Genomic DNA, 23,498 nt, shown 5'->3' on the forward strand with positions numbered 1-23,498 from the left:
GGACCCGGCCCGCGTGCGTGACGGGGCCGGGTCGCGGCGCGTCGCCCGGTCAGGCGTCGCCCTGCGGCGACGTCGCGTCCGTGCCGTGCTGCGTCAGCTCGCCGAGGAACTGGTGGCAGCGCTGCGCGCGCTCGGAGTCCTCCCGCATCACCTGCTCGAAGAACGCGGCGATCTCCTCCTTGCCCGCGTTGCGGGCGTCGCGCACGTACTGCCCGTAGTCGTGCCCCGCCTTGAGCGAGTGGTACTGCACGGAGATGAGGTCGAAGGTGACGTCGTCGAAGCCGGTCTCGCCTGTCGCCATGGGTGCCTCCCTGCGGTCGGCCCGCGCGGTGCGTCTCGCGCCGCGCGGGGCGGGTGCCTGCGCACGGCCCGTGCTGGACCGCGCGACGTCCACGCTACGAGCGCCGGCGCCCGCCGCAACCGGCGGCGGAGACGCGCGTCACACCTCGAACGTGTAGCCCATGCCGGGGCTGGTGAGGATGTGCCGCGGGTGCGACGGGTCGTCCTCGAGCTTGCGGCGCAGCTGGGCGGAGTAGACCCGGAGGTAGTGCGTCTCGTCGTGGTACGCCGGCCCCCACACCTCCTGCAGGAGCTGGCCGCGCGTGACGAGGCGGCCGCGGTGGCGGACGAGCACCTCGAGCATGGACCACTCGGTGGGCGTCAACCGCACCTCGGCGCCGTCCCGCAGGACCCGCCGGCGCGCGAGGTCGACGGTCAGGCGTCCGGCCTCGACGACGGCGTCGTCCGCGCCGTCCGTCCGGGCGCCCCGCCGCACCGCGGCGCGCAGGCGGGCCAGCAGCTCGTCCATCGCGAACGGCTTCGTCACGTAGTCGTCCGCACCCGCGTCGAGCGCCTCGACCTTGTCCTCGCCGTGCTGGCGCGCCGACAGCACGACGACCGGGACCTGCGTCCACCCGCGCAGGGCGCGGATGACGTCGACGCCGCCCATGTCGGGCAGGCCCAGGTCGAGCAGCACGACGTCCGGCAGGTGCTCGGCGGCGGCCGCGATGGCGGACGTGCCGTCCTGCGCGGTGCGCACGTCCCACCCGGAGGCGCGCAGCGTGATGGCGAGCGCCTGCGCGAGCCCGGGCTCGTCGTCGACGACGAGGACGCGCGCACCGGCGGCGCGCGGTGTCGGGTCGGCGGTCACGACGCCCACCCTGCCAGCCCGTCCCCGGACGACGTGGCCGCGGACGACCTGTCGGCTGGTGCCGCGAGCGGCACCTGCACGGCCATGGTCAGGCCTCCGCCCGGGGTGTCCTCGGCGGTGAGCCGCGCCCCGACCGCCCGGGCGAGACCGTCCGCGACGGCCAGCCCCAGGCCGAGCCCGCCGCCCGACGTGTCGCCGAGCCGCTGGAAGGGGGCGAACAGGTGCTCCTTCGCCGCGTCCGCCACGCCGGGGCCGGTGTCGACGACGCGCAGCACCACCTCGTGGCGCACCACGTCGGCCGTCACGGCCACGGGCGCGCCCGGCGGCGCGTACCGCACCGCGTTGGAGACGAGGTTCGCCACCACGCGCTCGAGCAGGCCGGGGTCCGTCGAGACGAGCGGCAGGTCCTCCGGCACCTGGAGCCGCACCTGCCCGGGCGCGTGCTGCTCGAGCGCGAGCGGCACGACCTCGTCGAGGCTCGTCGGGCGCAGCACGGCCCGCACCGCGCCGGTCTGCAGGCGCGAGAGGTCGAGGAGGTTGTCGATGAGGCGCTCGAGCCGGGCGGTGGCGTCGGCGAGCGTGCCGACGAGGTCGGTGCGGTCCTGCGCGCTCAGGTCGAGGTCGGCGGCGGTGAGGGCGTCGACGGAGGCGCGGATCGTGGCGAGCGGGGTGCGCAGGTCGTGCGACACGGCCGCGAGCAGGGCGGTCCGCGTGGCGTCGGCCTGCTCCAGCGCGGCCGCCTGCGCCGCCTGACCGCGCAGCCGCTCCTGCTCGAGCAGCACGCCGACCTGCGACGCGAACGCCTCGAGCACGCGTCGGTCGCCGGCCGCGAGCGTGCGGCCGGTGAGCGCGAGGACGCGGTGGTCGTCGACCGTGAGCACCGCGTCGGCGTCGTCCGGTGCGGCGGGCGGCGCCCCGCCGTCGGCGGCGATGGGCCGCCACCCGTCGTCGCCCCGCTCGAGCAGGGCGACCGACGCGAGCGTGAACGTCTCGCGCAGGCGGGCGACGAGCGCGGCGGCGGTGTCCTGCCCGGACAGCACGGACCGGGAGACGGCGGCGAGGGCGGACGCCTCGGCGCGGGCGCGGTAGGCCTCGGCGGTGCGTCGCGCCGCCAGGTCGACGACCGACGCGACGGCGGCCGCGACGAGCACGAACACCCCGAGGGCGAGCGCGTTCTCCGGGTCGGCGATCGTGAACCGCCCGGTCGGCCGCGTGAAGAACCAGTTCGCGAGCAGCTGCCCGAGCACCGCGCACGCGATCGCGGGCCACAGGCCGCCGACGAGCGCGACGACGACCGTGAGCGCGAGGTACAGCATCAGGTCGCTCGTCAGCCCGAGCACGTCGCGCATGCCGTCGAGCACGACCGTGAGCAGGAGCGGCCCGACCAGCCCGAGCAGCGCGCCGGTGACCCGGCGGCGGCGGGACAGCGGGGAGCGGCGCCGGCGCGTGCGGCCGCTCCCGCGTGCCTGCTCGTGCGTGACGAGGTGCACGTCGATGGAGCCCGCGAGCCGGGCCACCGATGTCGCGTGCGAGTCGGTGAGGACCTCGCGCCAGCGCGGCCGGCGCGAGAGCCCGACGACGACCATCGTCGCGTTGACGCCGCGCGCGAACTCGACGAGCGCGGTCGCGACGTCCTCGCCGACGACGGTGTGGAACGTGCCGCCGAGCTCCTCGACGAGCCGGCGCTGCTCCGCGAGGCGCGCCGGGCGGGCGCTCGGCAGGCCGTCCGTGGCGAGCACGTGCACGGCGAGCAGCTCGGAGCCGGCGGCGCGCTGCGCGATGCGGGCGCCGCGGCGCAGCAGCGTGTCGCTCTCCGGCCCACCCGTGACCGCCACGACGACGCGCTCGCGCGCCGGCCAGGACTGCTCGATGCGGTGGTCGCGGCGGTAGGTCGTCAGCGAGTCGTCGACGCGGTCCGCGAGCCACAGCAGCGCGAGCTCGCGCAGCGCCGTCAGGTTGCCGACGCGGAAGTACGAGGCGAGCGAGGCGTCGACCTGCTCGGCCCGGTACACGTTGCCGTGCGCGAGGCGGCGGCGCAGCGCCTCGGGCGGCAGGTCGACGAGCTGCACCTGGTCCGCCTCGCGCACGACCGCGTCGGGGACGGTCTCGCGCTGGCGGACGCCCGTGATGGCCTCGACGTCGTCGTTGAGCGACTCCAGGTGCTGCACGTTGACGGTGGTGAGCACGTCGACGCCCGCGGCGAGCAGGTCGTGCACGTCCTGCCAGCGCTTCGGGTGCCGCGAGCCGGGCGCGTTGGTGTGCGCGAGCTCGTCGACGAGGACCACCTGCGGCGCGCGCGCGAGCACGGCGTCGACGTCCAGCTCCTCGAGCGCGGCGCCGCGGTGCGCGACCGCGCGCCGCGGCACGACCTCCAGCCCGTCGAGCTGGTGCGCCGTGCCGCCGCGGCCGTGCGTCTCGACGAGCCCCACGACGACGTCGGTGCCGCGCGCGAGGCGTCGGTGCGCCTCGTCGAGCATCGCGTACGTCTTGCCGACGCCGGGCGCGGCGCCGAGGTACACGGTGAGCCGGCCGCGCCGGGGGCCGCGACGGGTGTCCGTCGCGGCCCCGGGGGCCGGTGCGGCCGTGGGCGGCTGCGCCGTGGGGGGAGTGCCGGGGTCGGACGTCACGAGGTCATTGTCCGCAGCGCCAGGTTGAGACGGAGGACGTTGACCCGCGGCTCGCCGAGGACCCCGAGGTCGCGGCCCACCGTGGTGCGGTCGACGAGCGCCGCGACGTCGGACGGCTCCAGGCCGTTCTCCCGCGCCACCCGCGCGACCTGCAGGTGCGCGTACGCGGGGGAGACGTCGGGGTCGAGGCCCGACGCGGAGCCCGTCAGCGCGTCCGGCGGGACGAGCGCCGGGTCCACGTCCTCGCGCGCCGCGACCTCCGCCCGGCGCTGCTCGACGGCCGCGAGCAGGTCCGGGCTCTCGGGGCCGAGGTTCGAGCCGGCCGACGCCAGCGTGTCGTACCCGTCGCCGGCCGCCGACGGCCGCGGCCGGAACCAGCCGTCGCCGTCCACCGCCTGGCCGACGAGCAGCGAGCCGACGGCCTCGTCGGGGTCGGTCGTGCGCGCGCCGTCGGCCGTGACGAGCGAGCCGCGCGCCTGCCACGGCAGCGCGACGGCGGCGACGCCCGTGACGGCGAGCGGGTACGCGACGCCGAGCACGACGGTCAGGGCGAGCAGGACGCGCAGGCCGGCGAGGGCGTGCCGCGCGAGGGCGGCGACGGTCGACCCGGCCGACGGGGCGCGGGTGGGCGTGGGGACGGTGGTCGTGGGCATCAGGCGATCCCGGGGAGGAGGAGGACGAGGAGGCGGTCGATGAGCGTGATCCCGACGAACGGGGCCACGAGGCCGCCGACGCCGTAGACCAGCAGGTTGCGCCGCAGCAGGGCGGACGCGGAGCCCGGCGTGTACCGGACGCCGCGCAGCGCGAGCGGCAGGAGGGCGACGATGACGAGCGCGTTGAACACGACCGCGGAGAGGATCGCCGACTCCGGGCTCGCGAGCCGCATGACGTTCAGCCCGTCGAGCTGCGGGAACGCCGTGACGAACATCGCCGGCAGGATCGCGAAGTACTTCGCGACGTCGTTGGCGATGGAGAACGTGGTCAGGGCGCCGCGGGTGATGAGCAGCTGCTTGCCGATCTCGACGACCTCGATGAGCTTGGTCGGGTCGGAGTCGAGGTCGACCATGTTCCCCGCCTCCTTGGCGGCGGTCGTGCCGGTGTTCATCGCGACGCCGACGTCGGCCTGCGCGAGCGCCGGCGCGTCGTTGGTCCCGTCGCCGGCCATCGCGACCAGGTGCCCGGCGGCCTGCTCGCGCCGGATGAGCGCGAGCTTGTCCTCCGGCGTCGCCTCGGCGAGCACGTCGTCGACGCCGGCCTCGGCGCCGATCGCCCGGGCCGTGAGCGGGTTGTCGCCCGTCACCATGACCGTGCGGATGCCCATGGCGCGCAGCGCGTCGAACCGGGCGCGCATGCCCGGCTTGACGACGTCCTTGAGGTGGATCACGCCGAGCACGCGGGCCGGGCCCGCGCCGCGGCGCTCCGCGACGACCAGCGGCGTGCCGCCGGAGGCCGAGATGGCGTCGACGGTCGCTGCCACGTCGTCGCCGAGGTGACCGCCGGTGCCGCGTACCCAGTGCCCGACCGCCGCGGCGGCGCCCTTGCGGACCTGCCGCGCGCCGCCGTCGAGGTCGATGCCGCTCATGCGGGTGGTCGCCGTGAACGGCACGAGGACGGACCCGACGAGCTCGCCGGTCGCGCGCTCGCGGAGCCCGAACCGCTCCTGGACGAGCACGAGGACGGAGCGTCCCTCGGGGGTCTCGTCGGCCATGGACGACAGCTGGGCGGCGTCCGCGAGGTCGGCGGCCTCGACGCCCGCGGCCGGCAGGAGGTCGGCGGCCTGGCGGTTGCCGAGCGTGATGGTGCCCGTCTTGTCGAGCAGCAGGACGCCGACGTCACCCGCGGCCTCGACCGCGCGGCCGGACATCGCGAGCACGTTGCGCCGCACGAGGCGGTCCATGCCGGCGATGCCGATGGCCGAGAGCAGGCCGCCGATCGTCGTCGGGATGAGGCAGACGAGGAGCGCGACCAGCACGACGAGCGGCTGCCGGGCGCCGGAGTACGCCGCGAAGGGCTGCAGCGTCACCACCGCCAGCAGGAACACGATCGTCAGCGCGCTGAGCAGCACGTGCAGCGCGACCTCGTTCGGCGTCCGCTGCCGGGAGGAGCCCTCGACGAGCGCGATCATCCGGTCGACGAACGTCCTCCCGGGCTCGGCGGTGACGCGCACGACGATCCGGTCGGACAGCACGACCGTGCCGCCCGTGACGGCGGAGCGGTCGCCGCCGGACTCGCGGATCACGGGCGCGGACTCGCCCGTGATCGCGGACTCGTCGACGCTCGCGACGCCCTCCACCACGTCGCCGTCGCCCGGGATCGTCTGCCCGGCCGTGACGACGACGAGGTCGCCGACGTGCAGCGACGAGGACGGGACCTCGGTGGTCGCGGCGTCGGCGAGCGACGCCGTCGGGTCGTCGACGCGGTGGGCGGTGGTCGTGCGCTGCGTCGCGCGCAGGCTCGCGGCCTGCGCGCGTCCGCGTCCCTCCGCGACGGACTCCGCGGTCGTCGCGGCGAGCACGGTGACCCACAGCCAGGCGGCCACGGACCACGCGAACAGCGACGGGTCGAGCACCGCCAGGACGGTCGTCGCGAGCGCGCCGACCTCGGTGACGAGCAGGACGGGCTCGCGGCGCAGGCGCCGCGGGTCGAGCCCGCGCAGGCCGCCGGGCAGGGCGCCGAGCAGCTGGCGGGGCGTCAGGCCGGTGCGCTGCGGCGCGGCGCCGCTGCGGGAGGCGGACGCCGTGGGCGCGGGGGCGGGGGACAGGGTGGTGCTCATGACAGCGACTCCACGACGGGGCCGAGGGACAGGACGGGGACGAACGTCAGCGCGACCACGACGAGCGTGACGGCGACGAGGAGGCCGACGAACAGGCGGTCGTGCGTCGGGAGCGTGCCGCGGCCGGCGGGCACCGTGCGCTGGGACGCGAGCCGCCCGGCGAGGGCGAGCGCGACCGCGATGGGCACGAACCGGCCGAGGAGCATGGCGACGCCCAGCAGCGTGTTCCAGAACGGTGTGCCGGACGTGAGCCCGCCGAACGCCGAGCCGTTGTTGTTCGCGGCCGACGTGACGGCGTAGAGCATCTCGGACAGCCCGTGCGGACCGGCCTCGTGCACGCCCGCGACGCCGGCCGGCACGGACGCGGCGAGCGCGGTGCCGAGCAGCACGAGCGCCGGCATCGTGAGCACGGAGAACGCGACGAGCGTGATCTCCTGCCGGCCGATCTTCTTGCCGAGGTACTCCGGCGTGCGGCCGACCATGAGGCCGGCGAGGAAGACGGTGAGGATCGCGAGCGTCAGTAGCCCGTACAGGCCGGTGCCGACGCCGCCGGGTGCCACCTCGCCGAGCAGCATGAGCAGCAGCGTCACGCCGCCGCCGGGAGCGGTGAGCGAGTCGTGCGTCGCGGCGACGGCGCCGGTCGACGTGCCCGTGGTGGACGCCGCGAACAGCGCCGACAGCGCCTCGCCGAACCGCACCTCCTTGCCCTCCATCGCGGCGCCGGCGGCCTGCGGGACGCTGCCCGGTCCCGCGAGCTCAGCCCACGTGAGCAGCGCGACCGCGCCGGCCCACAGCGTCGTCATCGTGGCGAGCACGGCCCAGCCCTGGCGGCGGTCGCCGACCATGAGCCCGAACGTGCGCGGCAGCGCGGACGGGATCAGGAGCAGGAGGACGACCTGGAGCGTCGCCGCCCACGGCGTCGGGCCCTCGAGCGGGTGCGCGGTGTTCGCGTTGAAGAAGCCGCCACCGTTCGTGCCGAGCTGCTTGATCGCCTCCTGCGACGCGACCGGACCGCCGAGGGCGTGCTGCGCGCCGCCGGTGAGCGTCGTCATCCCGGTCGGACCGGCGAGGTTCTGCACGACGCCCGCGACGACGAGCGCCAGCGCGCCCACGGCCGCGAGCGGCAGCAGGACCCGCACGCACCCGCGCACGAGGTCGGCCCAGAAGTTGCCGAGGCGCGCGTCGGTGCCGGCCCGCGCGAACCCGCGGACGAGCGCGACCGCGACGGCGAGGCCCACGGCGGCCGAGACGAAGTTCTGCACCGCGAGGCCTGTCGTCTGCAGCAGGTGCCCCGCCGCGGACTCGCCCGAGTACCACTGCCAGTTCGTGTTCGTCACGAAGGAGACGGCCGTGTTCCACGCACCCGCCGGGTCGAAGCCGGTGCGGTCGAGCGACCACGGCAGGTGCTCCTGCAGGCGGGCGAGCCCGTACAGCAGGACGATGCTCGCGCCCGAGAAGCCGAGCACCGACAGCAGGTAGGTGCTCCAGCGCTGCTCGGCGTCGGGGTCGACCCGCACCGCGCGGTAGAGCAGCCGCTCGCCGGCCAGGTGCCGGTCGGAGGTGAACACGCGCGCCATCCACGCCCCGAGCGGCAGGTGGGCGGCCGCCAGCACGAGGACGACGACGCCGACCTGCAGGACGGCGGCCGGGACGTCGCCGAGCCCGGTGGAGGTCGCCGCGGCGCCGACGGAGCCGCTCACCACGCCGCTCACCGACCCGCTCACCGGGCACCGCCGCGGACGAGGTCGACGACGAGGTACACGAGCAGCGCCGCGGCGACCACGGCGCCGGCGAGGTCCAGCCCGGTCAGGTCCGCGGGGCTCACGACCGGTCCGCCCGGCGGGCGACGAGGGCGACGGCGGTGAGCAGCACCGCCGTCAGGAGGAGGTAGGCCAGGTCGGCCATGGGGGGACGCACCTTCTTCCGCGGGTCGGAGCGCACCGCGGCGCGCGCCCGGCGTCCCGGTGCGGGACGCACCGCCAGGCTGGACCCGCCCCGGGCCGCCGACGCCGGCGTTGACGGACCCTTGACGCCCCGGCGCCGCGTCCTGGCGGAGCCCTGACGCGTCGCCGGCGTGCCCGCCGCCGGCGCGCCCGACGCGCGGCTCGCGCTCGCCTCCGGCCCCGGGCGCGGTCACGCCCGGCGGGCGGTCACGACGCGCGCGGCACCGCCTCCCCGCCGCCGACCCGCCCGCGCGCGTCGTGCGACACCGCGAGCACCCGGCGGACGACGTCGTCGCCCTCGACCGCCGACGCCATCACCTCGCCGACCTGCCGCCGCGCGACCGTCATCGACGCGGTGCCGTCGTCGTGCGCGACGTGCGCGGGCACCGCCACGTCGTCGTCCGTGAGGTTCACGGGCTGCACCTCGACCCAGTCGAGGCCGGACGCGTGCACCAGGTCCGCCTGCCGCTGCGTGTCCGCCATCTGCGGCGCGAGCAGCAGCGCGAACGCCAGCCGCCACGTGAGCGGCAGCCGCGCGCGGCTCGTCCCCACGCCGTACGACGTCTGCACGACGAGGCGCCGCACGCCGTGCCGGCGCATCGCGTCGACCACCACCGCGGTCCCGCGCGAGCGCACGTCCGCGGCCGTGCCCCGGGGCCCGCGCAGCCGCACCGCGAGCGCGTGCTCGCTGATGCCCAGCGTCACCACCACCGCGTCCTGCCCCGCGACGAGGGCGTCCACCGTCGCCGGGTCCGTCGCGTCGCCGTCGACGCCCCGCACGCGCGGACCGGCGAGCGTCGCGCCGTGCCGCGACAGCGCCGTCACCTCGTGCCCCGCCCGCACCAGCGCGGCCACCGCCGCGCGCCCGGACCCGCCCGTCGCACCCACCACCAGCACCCGCATGTCGACCTCCGTCGCCCCCGGGTCGTCGCCCGGACACGTCCATCCCAGCCGCCGGCCGGCGGACGCGGAATCGTCGGGCGTCCCGCGGGCATTGCCGATCGTCCAGAGCCGCGAGGAGGATGGGCGCGTGACGACGACCGCGCCCGCGCCGCCCGCCCGGCCCGCCGGCGGCCCCGGGCCGCTGGGCCCCGGCGGGCCGGGCCCGTGGGCGTCCGCCGACCCGGTCGGCGCCGCGCTGCACCGGCTGCGCGTCACCGGGCTCTTCTACTCGCGCACCGAGGCCGCCGCGCCGTGGGCGGTCGACATGCCCGCGCTGGGGGCGTGCGTGAGCTTCCACGTCGTCACGGCGGGGGAGTGCCACGTGGACGTCGACGGCACGTCCGTGCACCTGCGCGCGGGTGACCTCGCGCTGGTGCCGCACGGGCGCGGCCACGTGCTGCGCAGCGCCCCGGGCGTGCCGTCCCTGGGCCGGGTCGACACGCTGCCGCAGGAGTACGTCACCGACCAGTACTCGGTGCTGCGCCACGACGGCCCGGGACCGCGCACGCTGCTGGTCTGCGGCATCCTCGCGGTCGACGGACCCGCGTCCCGGCACCTGCTCGCGCTGCTGCCGCCCGTGGTGCACGTGCCCGCGGGGCGCTCGCCGTGGGTGGCCGACACGCTGCGGCTCATGACCGCCGAGGTGGAGCACGCGCGGCCCGGCGGCGAGGCGGTCACCACGCGCCTGGCCGACGTGCTCGTCGTGCAGGCGGTCCGGGCGTGGCTCGACACCCAGGACGACACCACCGGGTGGCTCGCCGCGCTGCGCGACCCGCACGTCGGGCGCGCCGTCGCCGCCGTGCACGCCGACCCGGCGGCGCCGTGGACCGTCGCCGCGCTGGCCCGGCACGCCGCCCTGTCCCGGTCCGCCTTCGCCGAGCGCTTCACCGCCGTCGCCGGCGTGCCCGCGATGACCTACGTGACCCGCTGGCGCATGCACGTCGCCGAGGACCGCCTGCGCCAGGGCGACACCGTCGCGCGCGTCGCCGCCGCGACCGGGTACGAGTCCGAGGCCGCCTTCAGCCGCGCGTTCTCCCGCGAGACCGGGCGCCCGCCCGGCGCGGTGCGGCGCGCCGCCGCCGGTGCCCCCTGAGGCGACGACCCGCCGCGCGCCGGCGACCCGACCCGCCCACCCGGATGCACCGCGCGCCGCCCTGACCCACGCTGGACGGGTGCCGAACCGACTCGCCGCCGCCACCAGCCCGTACCTCCTCCAGCACGCCGACAACCCCGTCGACTGGTGGGAGTGGGGCGACGACGCGTTCGCCGAGGCCCGCCGCCGGGACGTGCCGCTGCTCGTCTCCGTCGGGTACGCCGCCTGCCACTGGTGCCACGTCATGGCGCACGAGTCCTTCGAGGACCCGGCGACCGCCGCCTTCATGAACGAGCACTTCGTCTGCGTGAAGGTCGACCGCGAGGAACGCCCCGACGTCGACGCCGTCTACATGTCCGCCACGCAGGCGATGACCGGCAGCGGCGGCTGGCCCATGACCGTCTTCACGACCCCCGACGGCCGGCCCTTCTTCTGCGGCACGTACTTCCCGCCCCGCCGGGTGCAGCAGATGCCGTCCTTCCCGGAGGTGCTCGCCGCGCTCGCGGCGGCCTGGCGCACCCGTCGCGACGAGGTCGTCGGCAGCGCCGCGGGCATCGCCGACGCCCTCGGCCGCCGGCCGCCGGCCGGTGCCGACGGCCCCGACCTCGTCGACGAGCGCGTCGTCGCCCGCGCCCTCGGCGCGCTCGGCGCCACCTACGACGAGCGGGACGGCGGGTTCGGCGGAGCACCCAAGTTCCCGCCGTCGATGGTCCTCGAGTGGCTGCTGCGCCACCACGCGCGCACCGGTGACGCGGACGCCCTCGCCATGGCCCGCCGCACGCTCGACGCCATGGCCCGCGGCGGCATGTACGACCAGCTCGCCGGCGGGTACGCCCGCTACGCCGTCGACGCGACGTGGACCGTGCCGCACTTCGAGAAGATGCTGTACGACAACGCGCTGCTCCTGCGGGTGCACCTGCACGCGTGGCGCCTGACGGGCGACCCCCTCGACCGCCGCGTCGCCGCGGAGACCGCCGACTGGCTCCTCGCCGAGCTCCGCACCCCCGAGGGCGGGTTCGCCTCCGCGCTCGACGCCGACAGCGAGGGCCGCGAGGGGGCCTTCTACGTGTGGACGCCCGCGCAGCTGCGCGAGGTGCTGGGCGAGGACGACGGGGCCTGGGCGGCGGACGCGCTGGGCGTCACGGACGCCGGCACGTTCGAGCACGGCGCCTCCGTGCTGCAGCGGCAGGCCGAGCCGGACGACCTCGCGCGGTTCGACGCCGTGCGTGCCCGCCTGCGCGAGGCGCGCGAGCGGCGGCCCCGGCCGGCCCGCGACGACAAGGTCGTCTCCGCCTGGAACGGCCTCGCCGTCGCCGCCCTCGCGGAGGCGGGCGCGCTCCTCGACCGCCCCGACTGGGTCGACGCGGCCCGGCGCTGCGCGCGCCTGCTCGCCGACCTGCACACCCGGTCCGCGCCCCACGGCGACCGGCTCGTCCGCACGTCCCGCGACGGCGTCGCCGGTGGAGCGCCCGGCGTGCTCGAGGACTACGCCGACGTCGCCGAGGGGTACCTCGCGCTGTCCGCCGTCACGGGCGAGGCGGAGTGGTCGGCACGCGCGCGCCGCCTCCTCGCCACGGTCCTCGCGCACTTCCCCGACGGGGAGGGCGGGTTCTACGACACGGCCGACGACGAGACCGACGCGGTGCTCGGCGCGCTGCGCCGCCCCCAGGACCCGACGGACGGCCCCACGCCGGGCGGCCAGCCGGCCGCCGCGGCCGCGCTCGTGACGCTCGCCGCGGCCACGGGCTCCCTCGAGCACCGCGAGGCCGCCGTCGCCGCGCTGCGCGTGCCGCTGCAGCTGGCGGTGCGCTACCCGCGCGCCGCGGGGTGGGCGCTCGCGGCCGCCGAGGCCCTGCTCGACGGGCCGCGTGAGGTCGCGGTCGTGGGCCCGCCCGACGACGCCGGGACGCGCGCGCTGCACCGCGCGGCGCTCGCGTCGGCGGCCCCCGGCCTCGTCGTCGCCCTCGGCGACCCGGCCGACCTGCCGGACGACGCGCCCGAGCTCCTGCGCGACCGGCCCCTCGTCGACGGCCGCCCCGCCGCGTACGTGTGCCGGGGCTTCGTCTGCGAGCGGCCGACGACCGACCCGGCGGAGCTGGCGCGCGCCCTCCGAGGCTGACGGCACCGCGGGACCGGCGCGGACGCACGACGGCCCGGCACCCTCCGCGGAGGGGCCGGGCCGGTCGGCGTGCGGGGTGGTCAGACGGTCGGCGTGCCGCCCTCCACCGAGCCGCGCCAGGCACCGGTCTCGGTGCCGCGGCTCTCGATGAACTCCTTGAACCGCTCGACGTCCTTCTTCACCTGGCGGTCGTCCGCGCCGACGGCGGCGCCGACCTTCTCCACCAGGGAGTCCGCCTCCCAGTCGATCTTCACGGTGACGCGGGTCGACGTGGGGCCCAGCTGCTGGAACGACACGTGGCCCGCGTGGGACGTGCCGTCCACGCTGCGCCACGCGACGACCTGGTCGGGCTCCTGCTCGACGATCTGGGCGTCGAACTCGCGGTCGACACCCCCGATCGAGGTCTTCCAGTGGGTCATCGTGTCGCTGATCTGCGTGATCTGCTCGACACCGTTCATGAAGTGCGGGAAGTCCTCGAACTGCGTCCACTGGTCGTACGCGGTGCGCACGGGGACGTCGACGTCGATCGTCTGCTCGATCGTGGGCATGCCGTCTCCTCCTGAGGTGATCGGGGATCGTGCGTGATCCACGCTAGGTCCGGGCGCCGCGGTCCGCGCGTCGAGCGGGCGCCGACCCGGGCTCCGCTCAGGGGGCGCTCAGGAGCTCGACCCCGCGGCGCCGGTGCCGGCACGGTCCTCGACGGGCGTGGCGCTCGAGCTGCGGCGCGTCACGAGGTACAGGACGACGCCCACCGCGAGCAGGACGCCGGCGAGCAGCCAGTGCCGCGCCTCCTGCTGCGTCAGGAGGCCGAGGCACGTGCCGATCGCGAGCACCGGCAGGGCGGTCCACGCGCGGAAGTGCGGGTGCTCGACGCGGTCGCGCCGCAGCACCAGCACGGCGAGGTTCGTGCTGAGGAACACGAACAGCAGCAGCAGCACCACCGTCGACGCGAGGTCCTCGAGCGAGCCGGTCATGGTGAGCAGCATCGCCACGAGCGTCGTGACGACGATCGCCACGACGGGCGTGCGCCGGTTCGGTAGCACGCGGACCAGGGGCCGGGGGAGCAGGCCCTCCTCGGCCATGCCGTAGGCGAGGCGGCTCGACATGATCATCGTCAGCAGGGCGCCGTTCGCGACGGCGATGAGGGCGACCACCGAGAACAGCTCGACCGGCACGCCGCCGGCGGCGCGCACCACCTCGAGGAGGGGCCCGCTCGACGCGGAGAGGTCCTCAGGCGCCACCACGGCCGGCGCGACGACGCCGACGAGCAGGTAGACGACGCCGGCGGTGACCAGCGCGCCGAACAGCGCGCGCGGGTAGACGCGGCGGACGTCCCGCACCTCCTCGGCGACGTTCGCCGAGGTCTCGAAGCCGACGAACGAGTAGAACGCGATGAGGGCGCCGCCGAGCGTCGCCGCAGCCACGGAGGTCCCCTCCGGCAGCTCCAGGAGCCGCGACGGGTCACCCTCGCCCCGGCCGAGCACGACCGCGCCGAGCACGACGACGAGCACCAGGCCGCTGACCTCGACCGCCGTCATGACGAGGTTCGCCCGCATCGACTCCTTGATGCCGCGCGCGTTGAGCAGGGCCACGAGGGCGAGGAACACGATCGCCGCCGGGACAGCCGGGACGTCGAGGAAGACGCCGAGGTAGTCGCCCGCGAACGCGAGCGACAGGCCCGCCGCCGAGGTCACGCCCGCGGCGAGCATGGCGTAGCCGACGAGGAACGACACGAGCGGGCGCCGGAACGCACGCTGCGCGTAGACGGCCGAGCCGCCGGCCTGCGGGTACTTGGTCACGAGCTCGGCGTAGGACGCGGCCGTCAGCAGCGCCATGACGAGCGCGACGAGCAGGGGCAGCCAGACCATGCCGCCGGCCTCGTCGGCCATCACCCCGACCAGCGCGTACACCCCGGCGCCGAGCACGTCGCCGAGGATGAAGAGGAACAGGAGCGGCCCGGTGACGGACCGCCGCAGGCGGGTGGGCGCCTCGGCGCCGCTGTCGGTGCTGGTCACCCGCCCGAGTATCGAGGCGGACGGCCCGTCGCGCGCGCCGGGCGCCGCGGGTCGTGCCGGCGGGCCGCGGCGTACGCCGGCAGGCGCAGCGCGGCGGCCCAGCCGTACGTCCGGTACGGCGCCGGCACGTGCAGGACCGGGTCGAACCGCAGGTCGAGGTCGGGGACGACCTCGTCCGCGACCAGCCGGCCGCACCGCTGCCACGGCCCGCCGGCGCGTGCCGACATCAGCACGAGGTCGACGCGCAGGTCCGGCCGGTCGGTGTCCCCGCGGGCGCCCGGCACGGGCACGGCACCGAGCACGACGGGCCCGTCGGCGGTGCGGAACGGCATGAGCGAGCCCATCGGGCCGCCCCACGGGCTCGTCCGGGGCGCGAGGAGGAACCGCGTGACGCGGCCCGTGCCCGTGCCGGACAGCAGCAGGTCCTGCGGACGCCCGTCGACCTCCCACCGCACCGCGACGCCGTGCACGTCCGGCAGCCCCGGCGGCAGACCCGCCGAGCGGGACACGCGTACGAGCGCCGGTCCGGCGTAGCGCAGCTCGCCCCCGGGCGCGTCGGGGTCGTCACCGAGACGCAGCGTCCCGCGGAGGACGGTGCCGCGCGGGTGCAGCGGGCGGCCGCGGCGCAGCGCGGCGAGCGGGCCGAACAGCGTCGCCAGGAGACCGCCGGCGACACGGGCGGGCAGGGGACCGTCGGGCACGGGCACGGGCACTCCCTCGACATGGGCGGGTGGACGCGCCGCACCCGGGGGCGCGGCGCGGGTCCAGCATGGCGAGGGTGCGGCCGGGGCGCGCGGCGGGCACCCGTCGCCGCGTACGACCCGCCGTCCACCGCCCGCCGCCGTTCTCGCGCCGACCCGCCGGTGGCGGCGCTCCTCCGACCGCCGCCGGCAGCGCCGGCGGACGGGTCGCAGACGTCGCACTCTCCGTGCGGTGCCGTCCCGGTGCAGGCTCTGCCGCCGCAGCCGGGCGGCGTCAACGGCCCGAGCGGACCGGCTCCGGACGGGCGTACTCCTCGACCTCGCCGCCCGCCACGCCGCGCAGCACGCCGGTGCCCCGCGCGACGTCGCGGTCGCCCCGTGCGCGGGTGACGTCGGACCGGCTGGCCGCGGCGACCAGCCGGAGCACGCCTCCGCGGACGACGAGCGCCGCACCGAGCGCGGTGAGGTGCAGGCGCACGACGGCACCCGCCCGCACCCCGTGCGCCAGGGTGAGGTGCACGGCGCTCCACGTGCAGCCGGTGCGGTGCTCGCGCGCGAGCACCCACGCGCGGGTCGCGCGCTGGGGCGGCACGGGGTCGAGCACGAGGGCGTCCTCGCACCAGCGGATCGTCCCCCCGGCTGCGGTGAGCGCGTGCGTGAGCATGGTGTCCTCACCGCCCGTCAGGCCGAAGCGCTCGTCGAAGCGCAGACCCCGGTCCCGCAGCCGGTCGAGGTCGAACAGCAGGTTGTGCGTCGCCGCCGCGGGGACCGTGGCGCCGTGCGTCCGCCCCGGACGCGGCAGGAAGAACCCCGACGCGCGCACCCACGCGTCGACCGGCGGCGCCAGCACCTTGCGGCTCGGGCCGGCGACCGCGTCCGCGCCGGTGCGCTCCCACATCGCGACGAGCGCGGCGAGCCACCCCGGCTGCGGCACCTCGTCGTCGTCGACGAACACCACCGCCCGCGCGCCGACGTCCGCCGCGGCGTCGAGCGCCCGGTTCCGGACCGCCGCGAGCCCGGGCCGCGGCTCCCGCACGTAGTCGATGCCGAGCCCGGCGACCGCCTCGGCCACCGCGCGCGCACCGCCGTCGGGGTCGTTGTCGACGACGAGCACGCGGGCCGGCGGCCGCACGTCGTCCACCTGCCGCAGCAGCGCGTCGAGGAGCGCGGCCAGCTGGAGCGGGCGCCGGTAGGTGGCCACCGCGACGACCACAGGAGTGCCCACGCACCACCACCTCGCCCCCTCGCGACGGGGCTGCGCAGCCGCCCCCGGCGCGCTCACCCTAGGAGGACGGACGTCCGACCGGACAGTCGCGAAACGGTGGTATGTCCTGATTTCACCCGGTCGTCGTCGCCGGTTCGTGCGGTGCCGCCCGTAGGTTGCCGTGCAGTGCAGCCCGTGGGCGGACGGTGGGCCGAGCCGGCCGCGGGGGTCCCGGCGGTCGCGACGACGGCGGCGGAGGGGGAGCCCGTGACGGAGCCGGTGCGGCGGCGCGGGGCGGCGGCCCACGCGAGGCGCCCGCTGGACGGCCTCGCCGTGGTCGTCGTCAGCTACGGCTCGTCGGACCTGGTCGCGGCCGGGGTGCCGACCGGTCTGACGGCAGCCGGCGCGCACGTCGTGGTCGTCGACAACGACTCGGGGCCCGCCGAGCGGCGCGCCGCCGCGGCGCTCGCCGCGGACCGGGGCTGGTCGCTCGTGCCGTCCCCGAACGACGGGTTCGGCGCCGGCTGCAACCGGGGCGTCGCGGCGGCGCGCGCCGCAGGGTGCGACGTCGTGCTGCTGCTCAACCCCGACGCGACGCTCACCGTCGACGACGCCCGTGCGCTGCACGAGCACGTGCGGCGGCACCCCGGCGACCTGGTCAGCCCCGTCGTCGTCGTGCCGTCCGGCCGCGAGTCGTTCGTCGGCGCGGTCGTCGACGTCGCGGCCGGCCGGACGCGTCGCCCCCGTCCCGGGGACGGCCCGGGCGTGCGCCCCTGGTTGACGGGCGCGTGCCTCGCGCTGCACGTCGACACCTACACGGCGATCGGGGGCTTCGACGAGCGGTACTTCCTCTACTGGGAGGACGTCGACCTGTCGTGGCGGGCGGCCGCGAGCGGCGCGCGCCTGGTCGTGCGGGACGACCTGCGCGTCGTGCACACCGTCGGCGGCACCCAGGGCGGCGGCGTCTCGCCGCTGTACTGCTACTGGAACTGCCGCAACCGGATGCTGTTCGCCGCGCTGCACCTCCCGCCGCGCGACCGCCGGCGCTGGGCCGTGCGCAGCGCCGCGTACGCGCTCGAGGTGGTGCTGCGCGCGTCGCCGCGGGTCGCCGTCCGGTCGCCGCGCGCGGCGGTCGCCGCCGTCCGCGGCACCGTCGCCGGCCTGCTCGTCGCACGTCGGACGGGGCGCGACCGCCGTGCCGGCCGCGGCCGGCACGGCTGAGGGCCGGAGCAGGAGCCCGCGCGCCTGCGGCCCGTCGGGAGGGGCGCCGTCGGGGCGTCGGCGCGCCGGTCACGCACCCTCGTCGCGGCGGTGCGCTCCGTCGTCCCGACGCGCCGCGTCGTCGCGCGCGCTCGAGGGCCCACCCGACGCGTCCGCTGCGCCGAACCACGCCGCGCGGCGCAGGACGTCGACGTCGTTCGCGAGCGCGTCGGGATCGGTGTTCGTGAGGAGGACCGCGGCGCCGAGCCGGCCGTCCGCGTCGGCGTTGCCGTCGCGTCCTGCCCGACGCACGTGCACCTCGACGTCGCTCCCGATGCCTCGGACGGCCTCCGGGGTGCCGACCCAGCGCTGACCGGGCATCACCGGCAGCCACAGCCAGGCGGCGTGCCGTCCGCGCGAGTGGTCCGGCTCCGGGACGGGCAGCCCCGCCTGGAGCTGCAGGTGCGCCACCTCGAGCTGCACTCCGGCGTGCACGCGCGCGAGCTCCGAGACGGACGCACCGGGAGCGCGTGCGGCGGTCTCCAGCACGACGAGCCGGCCGTCGGGCGTCGTCGCGAACTCCGTGTGCACGACGAACTCGCCGTCCGACCCGAGTGCGTCCACGACGCGCCCGTTCAGCTCGTGCGCCGCCACGGCCTGCGGGGTGTCGGCGGGCAGCGTCCACCCGCCCAGCACCCGGCCGCGGTCGAGCCCGAGCAGGGGCCCCAGGTAGCGCCCGACCTGGACGGGGCGGACCTCGCCCCGCCGCACCAGCGCGTTCACGTGGCCGAGCGGCCCGGCCACGAACTCGTCGACCTGCCACCCTGTCTCGCCGTCGTGCCGGGCCAGCCACCCGAGGACCGCCTCGACGTCGGCCAGCACCTCGACGCCGCGCGAGTTCGCCTCGCGACGCGGCTTCACGACGGCGGGCAGCCCGACGGCCGCGACGACACGATCCGCGACGGCGGGGCCCGACGTGACGACGGGTTCGAAGCTCATGTGCCGCGGGACCGGGACGCCTGCGGCCTCGAGCCGACGCTTCATGAGCACCTTGTCGCGGTACCCCTCGAGGTGCGCGGGGTGCCGTGCGGGCAGGCCCGTCGCCGCCCGCAGCCGCGCACACTCGACGACGCAGTACTCGTCGTTGCTGACGACCTCCGCGGGCTGCGCGGACCGCACGACGGACTCCCACTCCTCGCGTCCCGCGTGCAGGACCTGCCCGAGCGACGCGTCGACGTCCTCGCGGAGCACGGTCGCGGGGTCGGCGTCGGTGAGGACGACGACCTCGAACCGGTCGCGCGGGAAGGCGGCGGCCGGGTCCGTCGTGAGTGGCTGGCGCGAATGGAGCACGAGAACGCGCCGGCGGGCGTCCGCCGACCCCGTCGACGTCTCAGGCACCGCTGCCGCCCGACGACGGCACCGACGACCGACCGGCGGCGAGCACGCGGACGCGGTGGGGACGTTCCAAGACGCCAGGACCGCTGCGCGAGGTCTCGTGCGGCGAGGGACGCCCGGTCGACACGTGGCGCACGGGGTGGTCGGCGAGGAGCGGCACGGCGACATCCTTCCCGCCCGGCCCACGGCAGGCCAGCACCCGACGTGCCCGGGGTCTGGACGGGCGCGGCGCGGTCGGAGGAGGCTGGGCGTGGCGCGTCCGGCGTCGACGCCGGGCGGTCGACCACCAGGGGGCCTGCCATGACCGCGTCCACGACCGTCGACACCATCCCCGTCGTCCCCGGCGCACCGGTCATCGGGAGCGTCAAGGAGCTCGCGACCGACCCCGCCGCGTTCTTCGTGCGGTGCTACGCCGAGCACGGCCCGGTGTTCCGCGTGCGCGCGCTGCGACGCACCCTCACCGTGCTCGCCGGCCCGGAGCTCGCGCGGTGGATGGGCTCGCGCGAGGGGCAGGCGAACCTGCGGTCCGCCGAGGTGTGGCAAGGGCTCGTCGACGAGTACGGCGCGACCCGCACCCTCACGGGCGTCGACGGTCCGGAGCACCGGCGCCTGCGCGAGGTCATGCGGCACGGGTACTCGCGCGAGGCGCTCGACGGCCGGTTCGACGAGCTCGTCGCGATCACCGACGAGTGCCTCGATCGCGCGTGGCGGCCCGGGACCACGGTGCCGGTCGTCGAGGCGCTGCAGTTCCTCGTGACCAGCCAGCTCGGGACGATGCTGACCGGCACCGTCCCGACCGAGTACGTGCGTGACATCCGGACGACGATCCTCTACATCCTCAACGCGCTCGTCACGCGCCAGCGCCCGGAGATCATCCTGCGCAGCCCCGTGTACCGGCGCTCGCGCACGCGGGTCCAGGAGCTCGGCGAGGAGATGATCCGCGCGCACCGGGCGCAGGGCCCCCGCGCCGACGGCCGGCGGACGCTCGTCGACGACCTGATGGACGCCCACGACGCCGACCCGGGTCTCGTCGCGGCGAACGACCTCGTGCTGGCGCTGACCGGGCCGTACGTCGCGGGGCTGGACACGGTCGCGAACACTCTCGGGTGCCTCCTGCACGCCGTGCTCGCGCACCCCGACGTGCTCGCACGGGTCCGCGCCGAGGCCGACGAGGTCTTCGCCTCCGGCCCGCTCACCGAGGCGTCGCTCGAGCGCCTCACCGCGACCAACGGCGCCGTCATGGAGACCATGCGCCTGTACCCGATCGCCGTCGCGCAGCCGCGCGTGGCCAACCGCGACTTCACGTACGCCGGGCACCTGATCCGGGAGGGCGAGCCGGTGTACTGCGCGGTCACCGTGCCGCACTTCCTGCCCGAGCTGTTCCCCGACCCGCTGCGCTTCGACGTCGACCGGTACGGGGCCGAGCGCCGCGAGCACGCGACCCCGGGGGCGTACGCGCCGTTCGGCAAGGGACCGCACACCTGCCTCGGCAAGGGCATCGCCGACGCGCTCATGACGCTCACCGCCGCGCGCGTCTTCCACCGGCTCGACCTCGCCCTCGGGCCGCGTGACGTGGTGCTGCGGCGGCGGGCCGCACCGACGCCGGGGCCCGTGGGGAGCTTCCGGGTGCGCGTCGTGGGGGAGCGGCGGAGCCGCGCGGCAGGGTGACGTCCGCCACGTCCAGGGTCGGTCGTCGGCCGGCGCTGCGTCTGCACCGTCCGGACGATCGCGGTGCCCGGACAGCAGAGAAGCCGCCCCGGATCTCTCCGTGACGGCTTCGGACCTGCTGTCGTGCTGGTGGGCGATACTGGGTTCGAACCAGTGACCTCTTCCGTGTCAGGGAAGCGCGCTACCGCTGCGCCAATCGCCCGCTGGGGGAGTTGCTACGAGGTGGAGACGGGATTCGAACCCGTGTGTACGGCTTTGCAGGCCGCTGCCTCGCCTCTCGGCCACTCCACCGGTGGAACCGGAGTCCACAACGGCTGGGAAGCCGGCGGATGATCCTCCGAGCGGACGACGGGATTCGAACCCGCGACCCTCACCTTGGCAAGGTGATGCTCTACCACTGAGCCACGTCCGCACATCTCCGTCCCGCCGTTTCCGGCGTTCCGGGGTGCGTCGAAGACTCTAGACCAGGTTCGACGCCGGAGTCCAACCGGCTCCGATGTGCCCTGGACCACGTCCCGGGTGACGCCCGGTGGGCGCCCGGACGAACCCCCGTGGAACGGTCACCGACGCGTCCGTGCAGGCAGGGGCCTTCCGGCGCCGGACGCGGCGGCCTCGCGCACCCCGTCGTCGGTAGGTTGTGGCCGTGCCCGCGACCCCTGCCCCGCGCCCCGGGCGGGCCTGGTTCGCGGGCGTGCGGGCGAGCGGCGTCGTCGAGCACGCGGACGTGCGCGCGGACCCCACGGCGCTCGCGACGCCGGGCTGGTGGGCGCTCGTCGGCACGTTCGAGGGCCGCGTGGACGCGTGGCGGTTCGCCGACGTCGTGACGGGCCCGGACGCCGCCGGACCGGCGGGCGACGCCTCCGCGTGGATCGGACCGCCGGCCGACGCGTGGCGCTCCTCGCTCGACCGGGACGCCTACGTGACCGCGGTGGAGCGCGTGCGCGCCCACGTGCGCGAGGGCGACGTCTACCAGGCCAACCTCTGCCGCGTCCTCGCCGCCCCGCTGGCCGGGCGCGGGGGCGAGCCGGACGCCGGCGCGCTGGCGGCCCGGCTCGCCGCCGGCAACCCCGCCCCGTACGCGGGCGGCGTGCACGTGCCGGCCGGGGGAGCGGACCCCGGCTGCTGGGTCGTCACGGCCTCGCCCGAGCTGTACCTGCGCCTCGCCGGCGACGAGCTCACGTCCGCGCCCATCAAGGGCACGGCCGTGACGCCCGACGGCCTCACGGCCAAGGACCGCGCCGAGAACGTCATGATCACCGACCTCGTGCGCAACGACCTGCAGCGCGTGTGCCGGCCCGGCACCGTGCGCGTCACGCACCTGCTCGACGTCGAGGAGCACCCCGGCCTGGTGCACCTGGTGTCCACGGTCGCCGGCACGCTCGAGCACGACGTGCGCACGGCGCCCGACCTCGTGGCACGCGTGCTGGACGCGACGTACCCGCCCGGGTCGGTGTCGGGCGCCCCGAAGAGCTCGGCCCTGCGCCTCATCGACGCCCTCGAGACGGTGCCGCGCGGTCCGTACTGCGGGCTGGTCGGGTGGGTGCGGGTGGGCGAGGACGGCGAGGTGCGCGCCGAGCTGGCGGTGGCCATCCGGACGTTCTGGTGGGCGGACGGCGTCCTGCGGTTCGGCACGGGCGCCGGCATCACGTGGCACAGTGACCCGGGGCGCGAGTGGGCCGAGACGGAGCTCAAGGCGGCGCGGCTCGTCGGGCTCGCCTCGGGCCCTGCCGACGCCGGGCAGCCGGTGGGAGGATGACGGCGTGGAGCACGTGATCTGGGTCGACGGCCGCCTGCACGGACCGGACGACCGCGTCCTGACCGCCGTCGACCACGGCGTCACCGTGGGCGACGGCGTCTTCGAGACGTGCGCCGTGTACGGGGGGCGCGCGTTCGCCCTCACGCGCCACCTCGCGCGGCTCGAGCGCTCGGCGCAGGGCCTGGGCCTGCCGCCGCTGCCCGTCGACGCGATCCGGGCCGCCGTCGACGAGACGCTCGCCGCGGCCGGTCCGGACGCCGGGCGGCTGCGCATCACCGTCACGGGCGGGCCGGGCCCCATGGGCTCGCACCGTGCGGCACCGGACACGCAGCGGCCGACCGTCGTGGTCGTCGCGGGGCCGGCGGCGCGGGCGGAGACGTCCCGTGCGGTGCGCGTCCCGTGGGTGCGCAACGAGCGCTCCGCCGTCGCCGGCCTGAAGACGACCTCCTACGCGGAGAACGTGGTCGCGCTCGCGCGGGCGTACGCCGCCGGTGCCGATGAGGCGCTCCTGGCGAACACGCGGGGGGACCTCTGCGAGGGCACCGGCTCGAACGTGTTCGTCGAGGTCGGCGGGGAGCTCCTGACGCCGGCGCTCGCGACGGGCTGCCTCGCCGGCATCACGCGCGAGCTGCTCCTGGAGTGGGGCGCCGACGCGGGCCTGCCGGTGCGCGAGGCGACGGCCGACGAGCTGCCGTGGACGGTCCTGGACGAGGTGGCCGCAGGCCGCGCGCACCTCACGCTCTCGGGGTCGATCCGCAACGTGTCGCCGCTCGTCCGGCTGGACGACGTCGACCTGGCGCCCGGGCCGCTCTCCCTGGAGGCCCAGCGCCTCTTCCAGGCGCGCGTCGCCGACGACGTCGACCCCTGACCGGTCGGCCCGCGCCCCGTGCGTCGTGCGTCCGGTCCCGGACC

The 23,498-nt window shown here is 76.8% G+C and carries 18 protein-coding genes and 3 tRNA genes; 6 read left to right on the plus strand and 15 right to left on the minus strand.

The window, feature by feature from the left end; all coding sequences use genetic code 11:
- Nucleotides 1–49: 49 nt before the first annotated feature.
- From ACFUMH_RS11315 to ACFUMH_RS11345, 7 genes are all read right to left on the minus strand, one after another.
- Nucleotides 50–301, minus strand: a complete 252-nt coding sequence (locus tag ACFUMH_RS11315) for an acyl carrier protein (RefSeq protein WP_155377502.1) — start codon at nt 299–301, stop codon at nt 50–52.
- A gap of 138 nt (nt 302–439) precedes the next feature.
- Nucleotides 440–1,150: a response regulator gene (locus ACFUMH_RS11320; protein ID WP_378204954.1), complete on the minus strand. Its 711-nt coding sequence runs from the start codon at nt 1,148–1,150 to the stop codon at nt 440–442.
- Nucleotides 1,147–3,777: a DUF4118 domain-containing protein gene (locus ACFUMH_RS11325; protein ID WP_378204957.1), complete on the minus strand. Its 2,631-nt coding sequence runs from the start codon at nt 3,775–3,777 to the stop codon at nt 1,147–1,149. Before ACFUMH_RS11325 ends, ACFUMH_RS11320 begins: the two co-directional genes overlap by 4 nt.
- Nucleotides 3,774–4,430, minus strand: a complete 657-nt coding sequence (gene kdpC, locus ACFUMH_RS11330) for a potassium-transporting ATPase subunit KdpC (RefSeq protein ID WP_378204960.1) — start codon at nt 4,428–4,430, stop codon at nt 3,774–3,776. The genes ACFUMH_RS11325 and kdpC overlap by 4 nt, the downstream gene beginning before the upstream one ends.
- Complete coding sequence (gene kdpB / locus ACFUMH_RS11335) at nt 4,430–6,550, minus strand: potassium-transporting ATPase subunit KdpB (protein ID WP_378204963.1); 2,121 nt, start codon at nt 6,548–6,550, stop codon at nt 4,430–4,432. Before kdpB ends, kdpC begins: the two co-directional genes overlap by 1 nt.
- On the minus strand, nt 6,547–8,250 hold the full coding sequence (gene kdpA, locus ACFUMH_RS11340) for a potassium-transporting ATPase subunit KdpA (protein ID WP_378205002.1): 1,704 nt from the start codon (nt 8,248–8,250) through the stop codon (nt 6,547–6,549). The genes kdpB and kdpA overlap by 4 nt, the downstream gene beginning before the upstream one ends.
- 450 nt (nt 8,251–8,700) lie before the next feature.
- Nucleotides 8,701–9,396: an NAD(P)-dependent oxidoreductase gene (locus ACFUMH_RS11345; protein ID WP_378204966.1), complete on the minus strand. Its 696-nt coding sequence runs from the start codon at nt 9,394–9,396 to the stop codon at nt 8,701–8,703.
- 127 nt (nt 9,397–9,523) lie between these two features.
- Here ACFUMH_RS11345 and ACFUMH_RS11350 point away from each other — a divergent pair, with 127 nt between their 5' ends.
- A complete protein-coding gene (locus ACFUMH_RS11350) occupies nt 9,524–10,528 on the plus strand; it encodes a cupin domain-containing protein (protein ID WP_378204969.1) in 1,005 nt (334 codons plus the stop codon).
- A gap of 79 nt (nt 10,529–10,607) precedes the next feature.
- Nucleotides 10,608–12,647 carry a thioredoxin domain-containing protein gene (locus tag ACFUMH_RS11355; RefSeq protein ID WP_378204972.1) on the plus strand — a complete coding sequence of 680 codons (2,040 nt, stop codon included), beginning with the start codon at nt 10,608–10,610 and terminating at the stop codon, nt 12,645–12,647.
- An 80-nt stretch (nt 12,648–12,727) separates the two neighbouring features.
- On the opposite strand, the gene ACFUMH_RS11360 is transcribed toward ACFUMH_RS11355, so the two are convergent.
- The 4 genes from ACFUMH_RS11360 to ACFUMH_RS11375 all read right to left on the minus strand — a co-directional run bounded on the left by ACFUMH_RS11360 (nt 12,728) and on the right by ACFUMH_RS11375 (nt 16,588).
- Nucleotides 12,728–13,195 carry an SRPBCC family protein gene (locus ACFUMH_RS11360; RefSeq protein WP_378204975.1) on the minus strand — a complete coding sequence of 156 codons (468 nt, stop codon included), beginning with the start codon at nt 13,193–13,195 and terminating at the stop codon, nt 12,728–12,730.
- Between the two features lie 108 nt (nt 13,196–13,303).
- Complete coding sequence (locus tag ACFUMH_RS11365; RefSeq protein ID WP_378204978.1) at nt 13,304–14,662, minus strand: APC family permease; 1,359 nt, start codon at nt 14,660–14,662, stop codon at nt 13,304–13,306.
- Nucleotides 14,659–15,369 (minus strand): hypothetical protein, encoded by a 711-nt coding sequence (locus ACFUMH_RS11370; protein ID WP_378204981.1) that lies wholly within the window; start codon nt 15,367–15,369, stop codon nt 14,659–14,661. Before ACFUMH_RS11370 ends, ACFUMH_RS11365 begins: the two co-directional genes overlap by 4 nt.
- Before the next feature lie 268 nt (nt 15,370–15,637).
- Complete coding sequence (locus ACFUMH_RS11375) at nt 15,638–16,588, minus strand: glycosyltransferase family 2 protein (protein ID WP_378204984.1); 951 nt, start codon at nt 16,586–16,588, stop codon at nt 15,638–15,640.
- 174 nt (nt 16,589–16,762) lie between these two features.
- Between ACFUMH_RS11375 and ACFUMH_RS11380 the strand changes: the two genes are divergently transcribed.
- Nucleotides 16,763–17,788: a glycosyltransferase family 2 protein gene (locus ACFUMH_RS11380; protein WP_378204986.1), complete on the plus strand. Its 1,026-nt coding sequence runs from the start codon at nt 16,763–16,765 to the stop codon at nt 17,786–17,788.
- Nucleotides 17,789–17,857: 69 nt separating this feature from the next.
- On the opposite strand, the gene ACFUMH_RS11385 is transcribed toward ACFUMH_RS11380, so the two are convergent.
- The gene (locus tag ACFUMH_RS11385; protein ID WP_378204989.1) at nt 17,858–19,165 is read right to left on the minus strand and encodes an acetyl-CoA carboxylase biotin carboxylase subunit family protein; all 1,308 of its coding nucleotides are present in this window, start codon (nt 19,163–19,165) and stop codon (nt 17,858–17,860) included.
- A 297-nt stretch (nt 19,166–19,462) separates the two neighbouring features.
- Here ACFUMH_RS11385 and ACFUMH_RS11390 point away from each other — a divergent pair, with 297 nt between their 5' ends.
- Nucleotides 19,463–20,830 (plus strand): cytochrome P450, encoded by a 1,368-nt coding sequence (locus ACFUMH_RS11390; protein ID WP_378204993.1) that lies wholly within the window; start codon nt 19,463–19,465, stop codon nt 20,828–20,830.
- Between the two features lie 127 nt (nt 20,831–20,957).
- Here ACFUMH_RS11390 and ACFUMH_RS11395 read toward each other — a convergent pair.
- The 3 genes from ACFUMH_RS11395 to ACFUMH_RS11405 all read right to left on the minus strand — a co-directional run bounded on the left by ACFUMH_RS11395 (nt 20,958) and on the right by ACFUMH_RS11405 (nt 21,242).
- Nucleotides 20,958–21,032: transfer RNA gene (locus tag ACFUMH_RS11395), tRNA-Val, on the minus strand.
- 18 nt (nt 21,033–21,050) lie between these two features.
- Nucleotides 21,051–21,121 (minus strand) — tRNA-Cys (locus tag ACFUMH_RS11400).
- Between the two features lie 49 nt (nt 21,122–21,170).
- Nucleotides 21,171–21,242: transfer RNA gene (locus tag ACFUMH_RS11405), tRNA-Gly, on the minus strand.
- 231 nt (nt 21,243–21,473) lie between these two features.
- On the opposite strand from ACFUMH_RS11405, the gene ACFUMH_RS11410 reads away from it, so the two are divergent.
- Both ACFUMH_RS11410 and ACFUMH_RS11415 read left to right on the plus strand, forming a co-directional pair.
- The gene (locus tag ACFUMH_RS11410; protein ID WP_378204996.1) at nt 21,474–22,586 is read left to right on the plus strand and encodes a chorismate-binding protein; all 1,113 of its coding nucleotides are present in this window, start codon (nt 21,474–21,476) and stop codon (nt 22,584–22,586) included.
- Between the two features lie 4 nt (nt 22,587–22,590).
- Nucleotides 22,591–23,454, plus strand: coding sequence for an aminotransferase class IV (locus ACFUMH_RS11415; protein WP_378204999.1), 864 nt, complete (start codon nt 22,591–22,593; stop codon nt 23,452–23,454).
- The last annotated feature ends 44 nt before the right edge of the window (nt 23,455–23,498 follow it).

The organism is Cellulomonas sp. NPDC057328, from assembly GCF_042667215.1.
GTDB lineage: Bacteria > Actinomycetota > Actinomycetes > Actinomycetales > Cellulomonadaceae > Cellulomonas.

What these genes read in the sequence shown, in the direction of transcription:
- ACFUMH_RS11315 (WP_155377502.1), bottom strand. Translation starts at nt 301, where the DNA reads ATGGCGACAGGCGAGACCGGCTTCGACGACGTCACCTTCGACCTCATC.
- kdpC (WP_378204960.1), bottom strand. Translation starts at nt 4,430, where the DNA reads ATGCCCACGACCACCGTCCCCACGCCCACCCGCGCCCCGTCGGCCGGG.
- kdpB (WP_378204963.1), bottom strand. Translation starts at nt 6,550, where the DNA reads ATGAGCACCACCCTGTCCCCCGCCCCCGCGCCCACGGCGTCCGCCTCC.
- ACFUMH_RS11345 (WP_378204966.1), bottom strand. Translation starts at nt 9,396, where the DNA reads ATGCGGGTGCTGGTGGTGGGTGCGACGGGCGGGTCCGGGCGCGCGGCG.
- ACFUMH_RS11360 (WP_378204975.1), bottom strand. Translation starts at nt 13,195, where the DNA reads ATGCCCACGATCGAGCAGACGATCGACGTCGACGTCCCCGTGCGCACC.
- ACFUMH_RS11390 (WP_378204993.1), top strand. Translation starts at nt 19,463, where the DNA reads ATGACCGCGTCCACGACCGTCGACACCATCCCCGTCGTCCCCGGCGCA.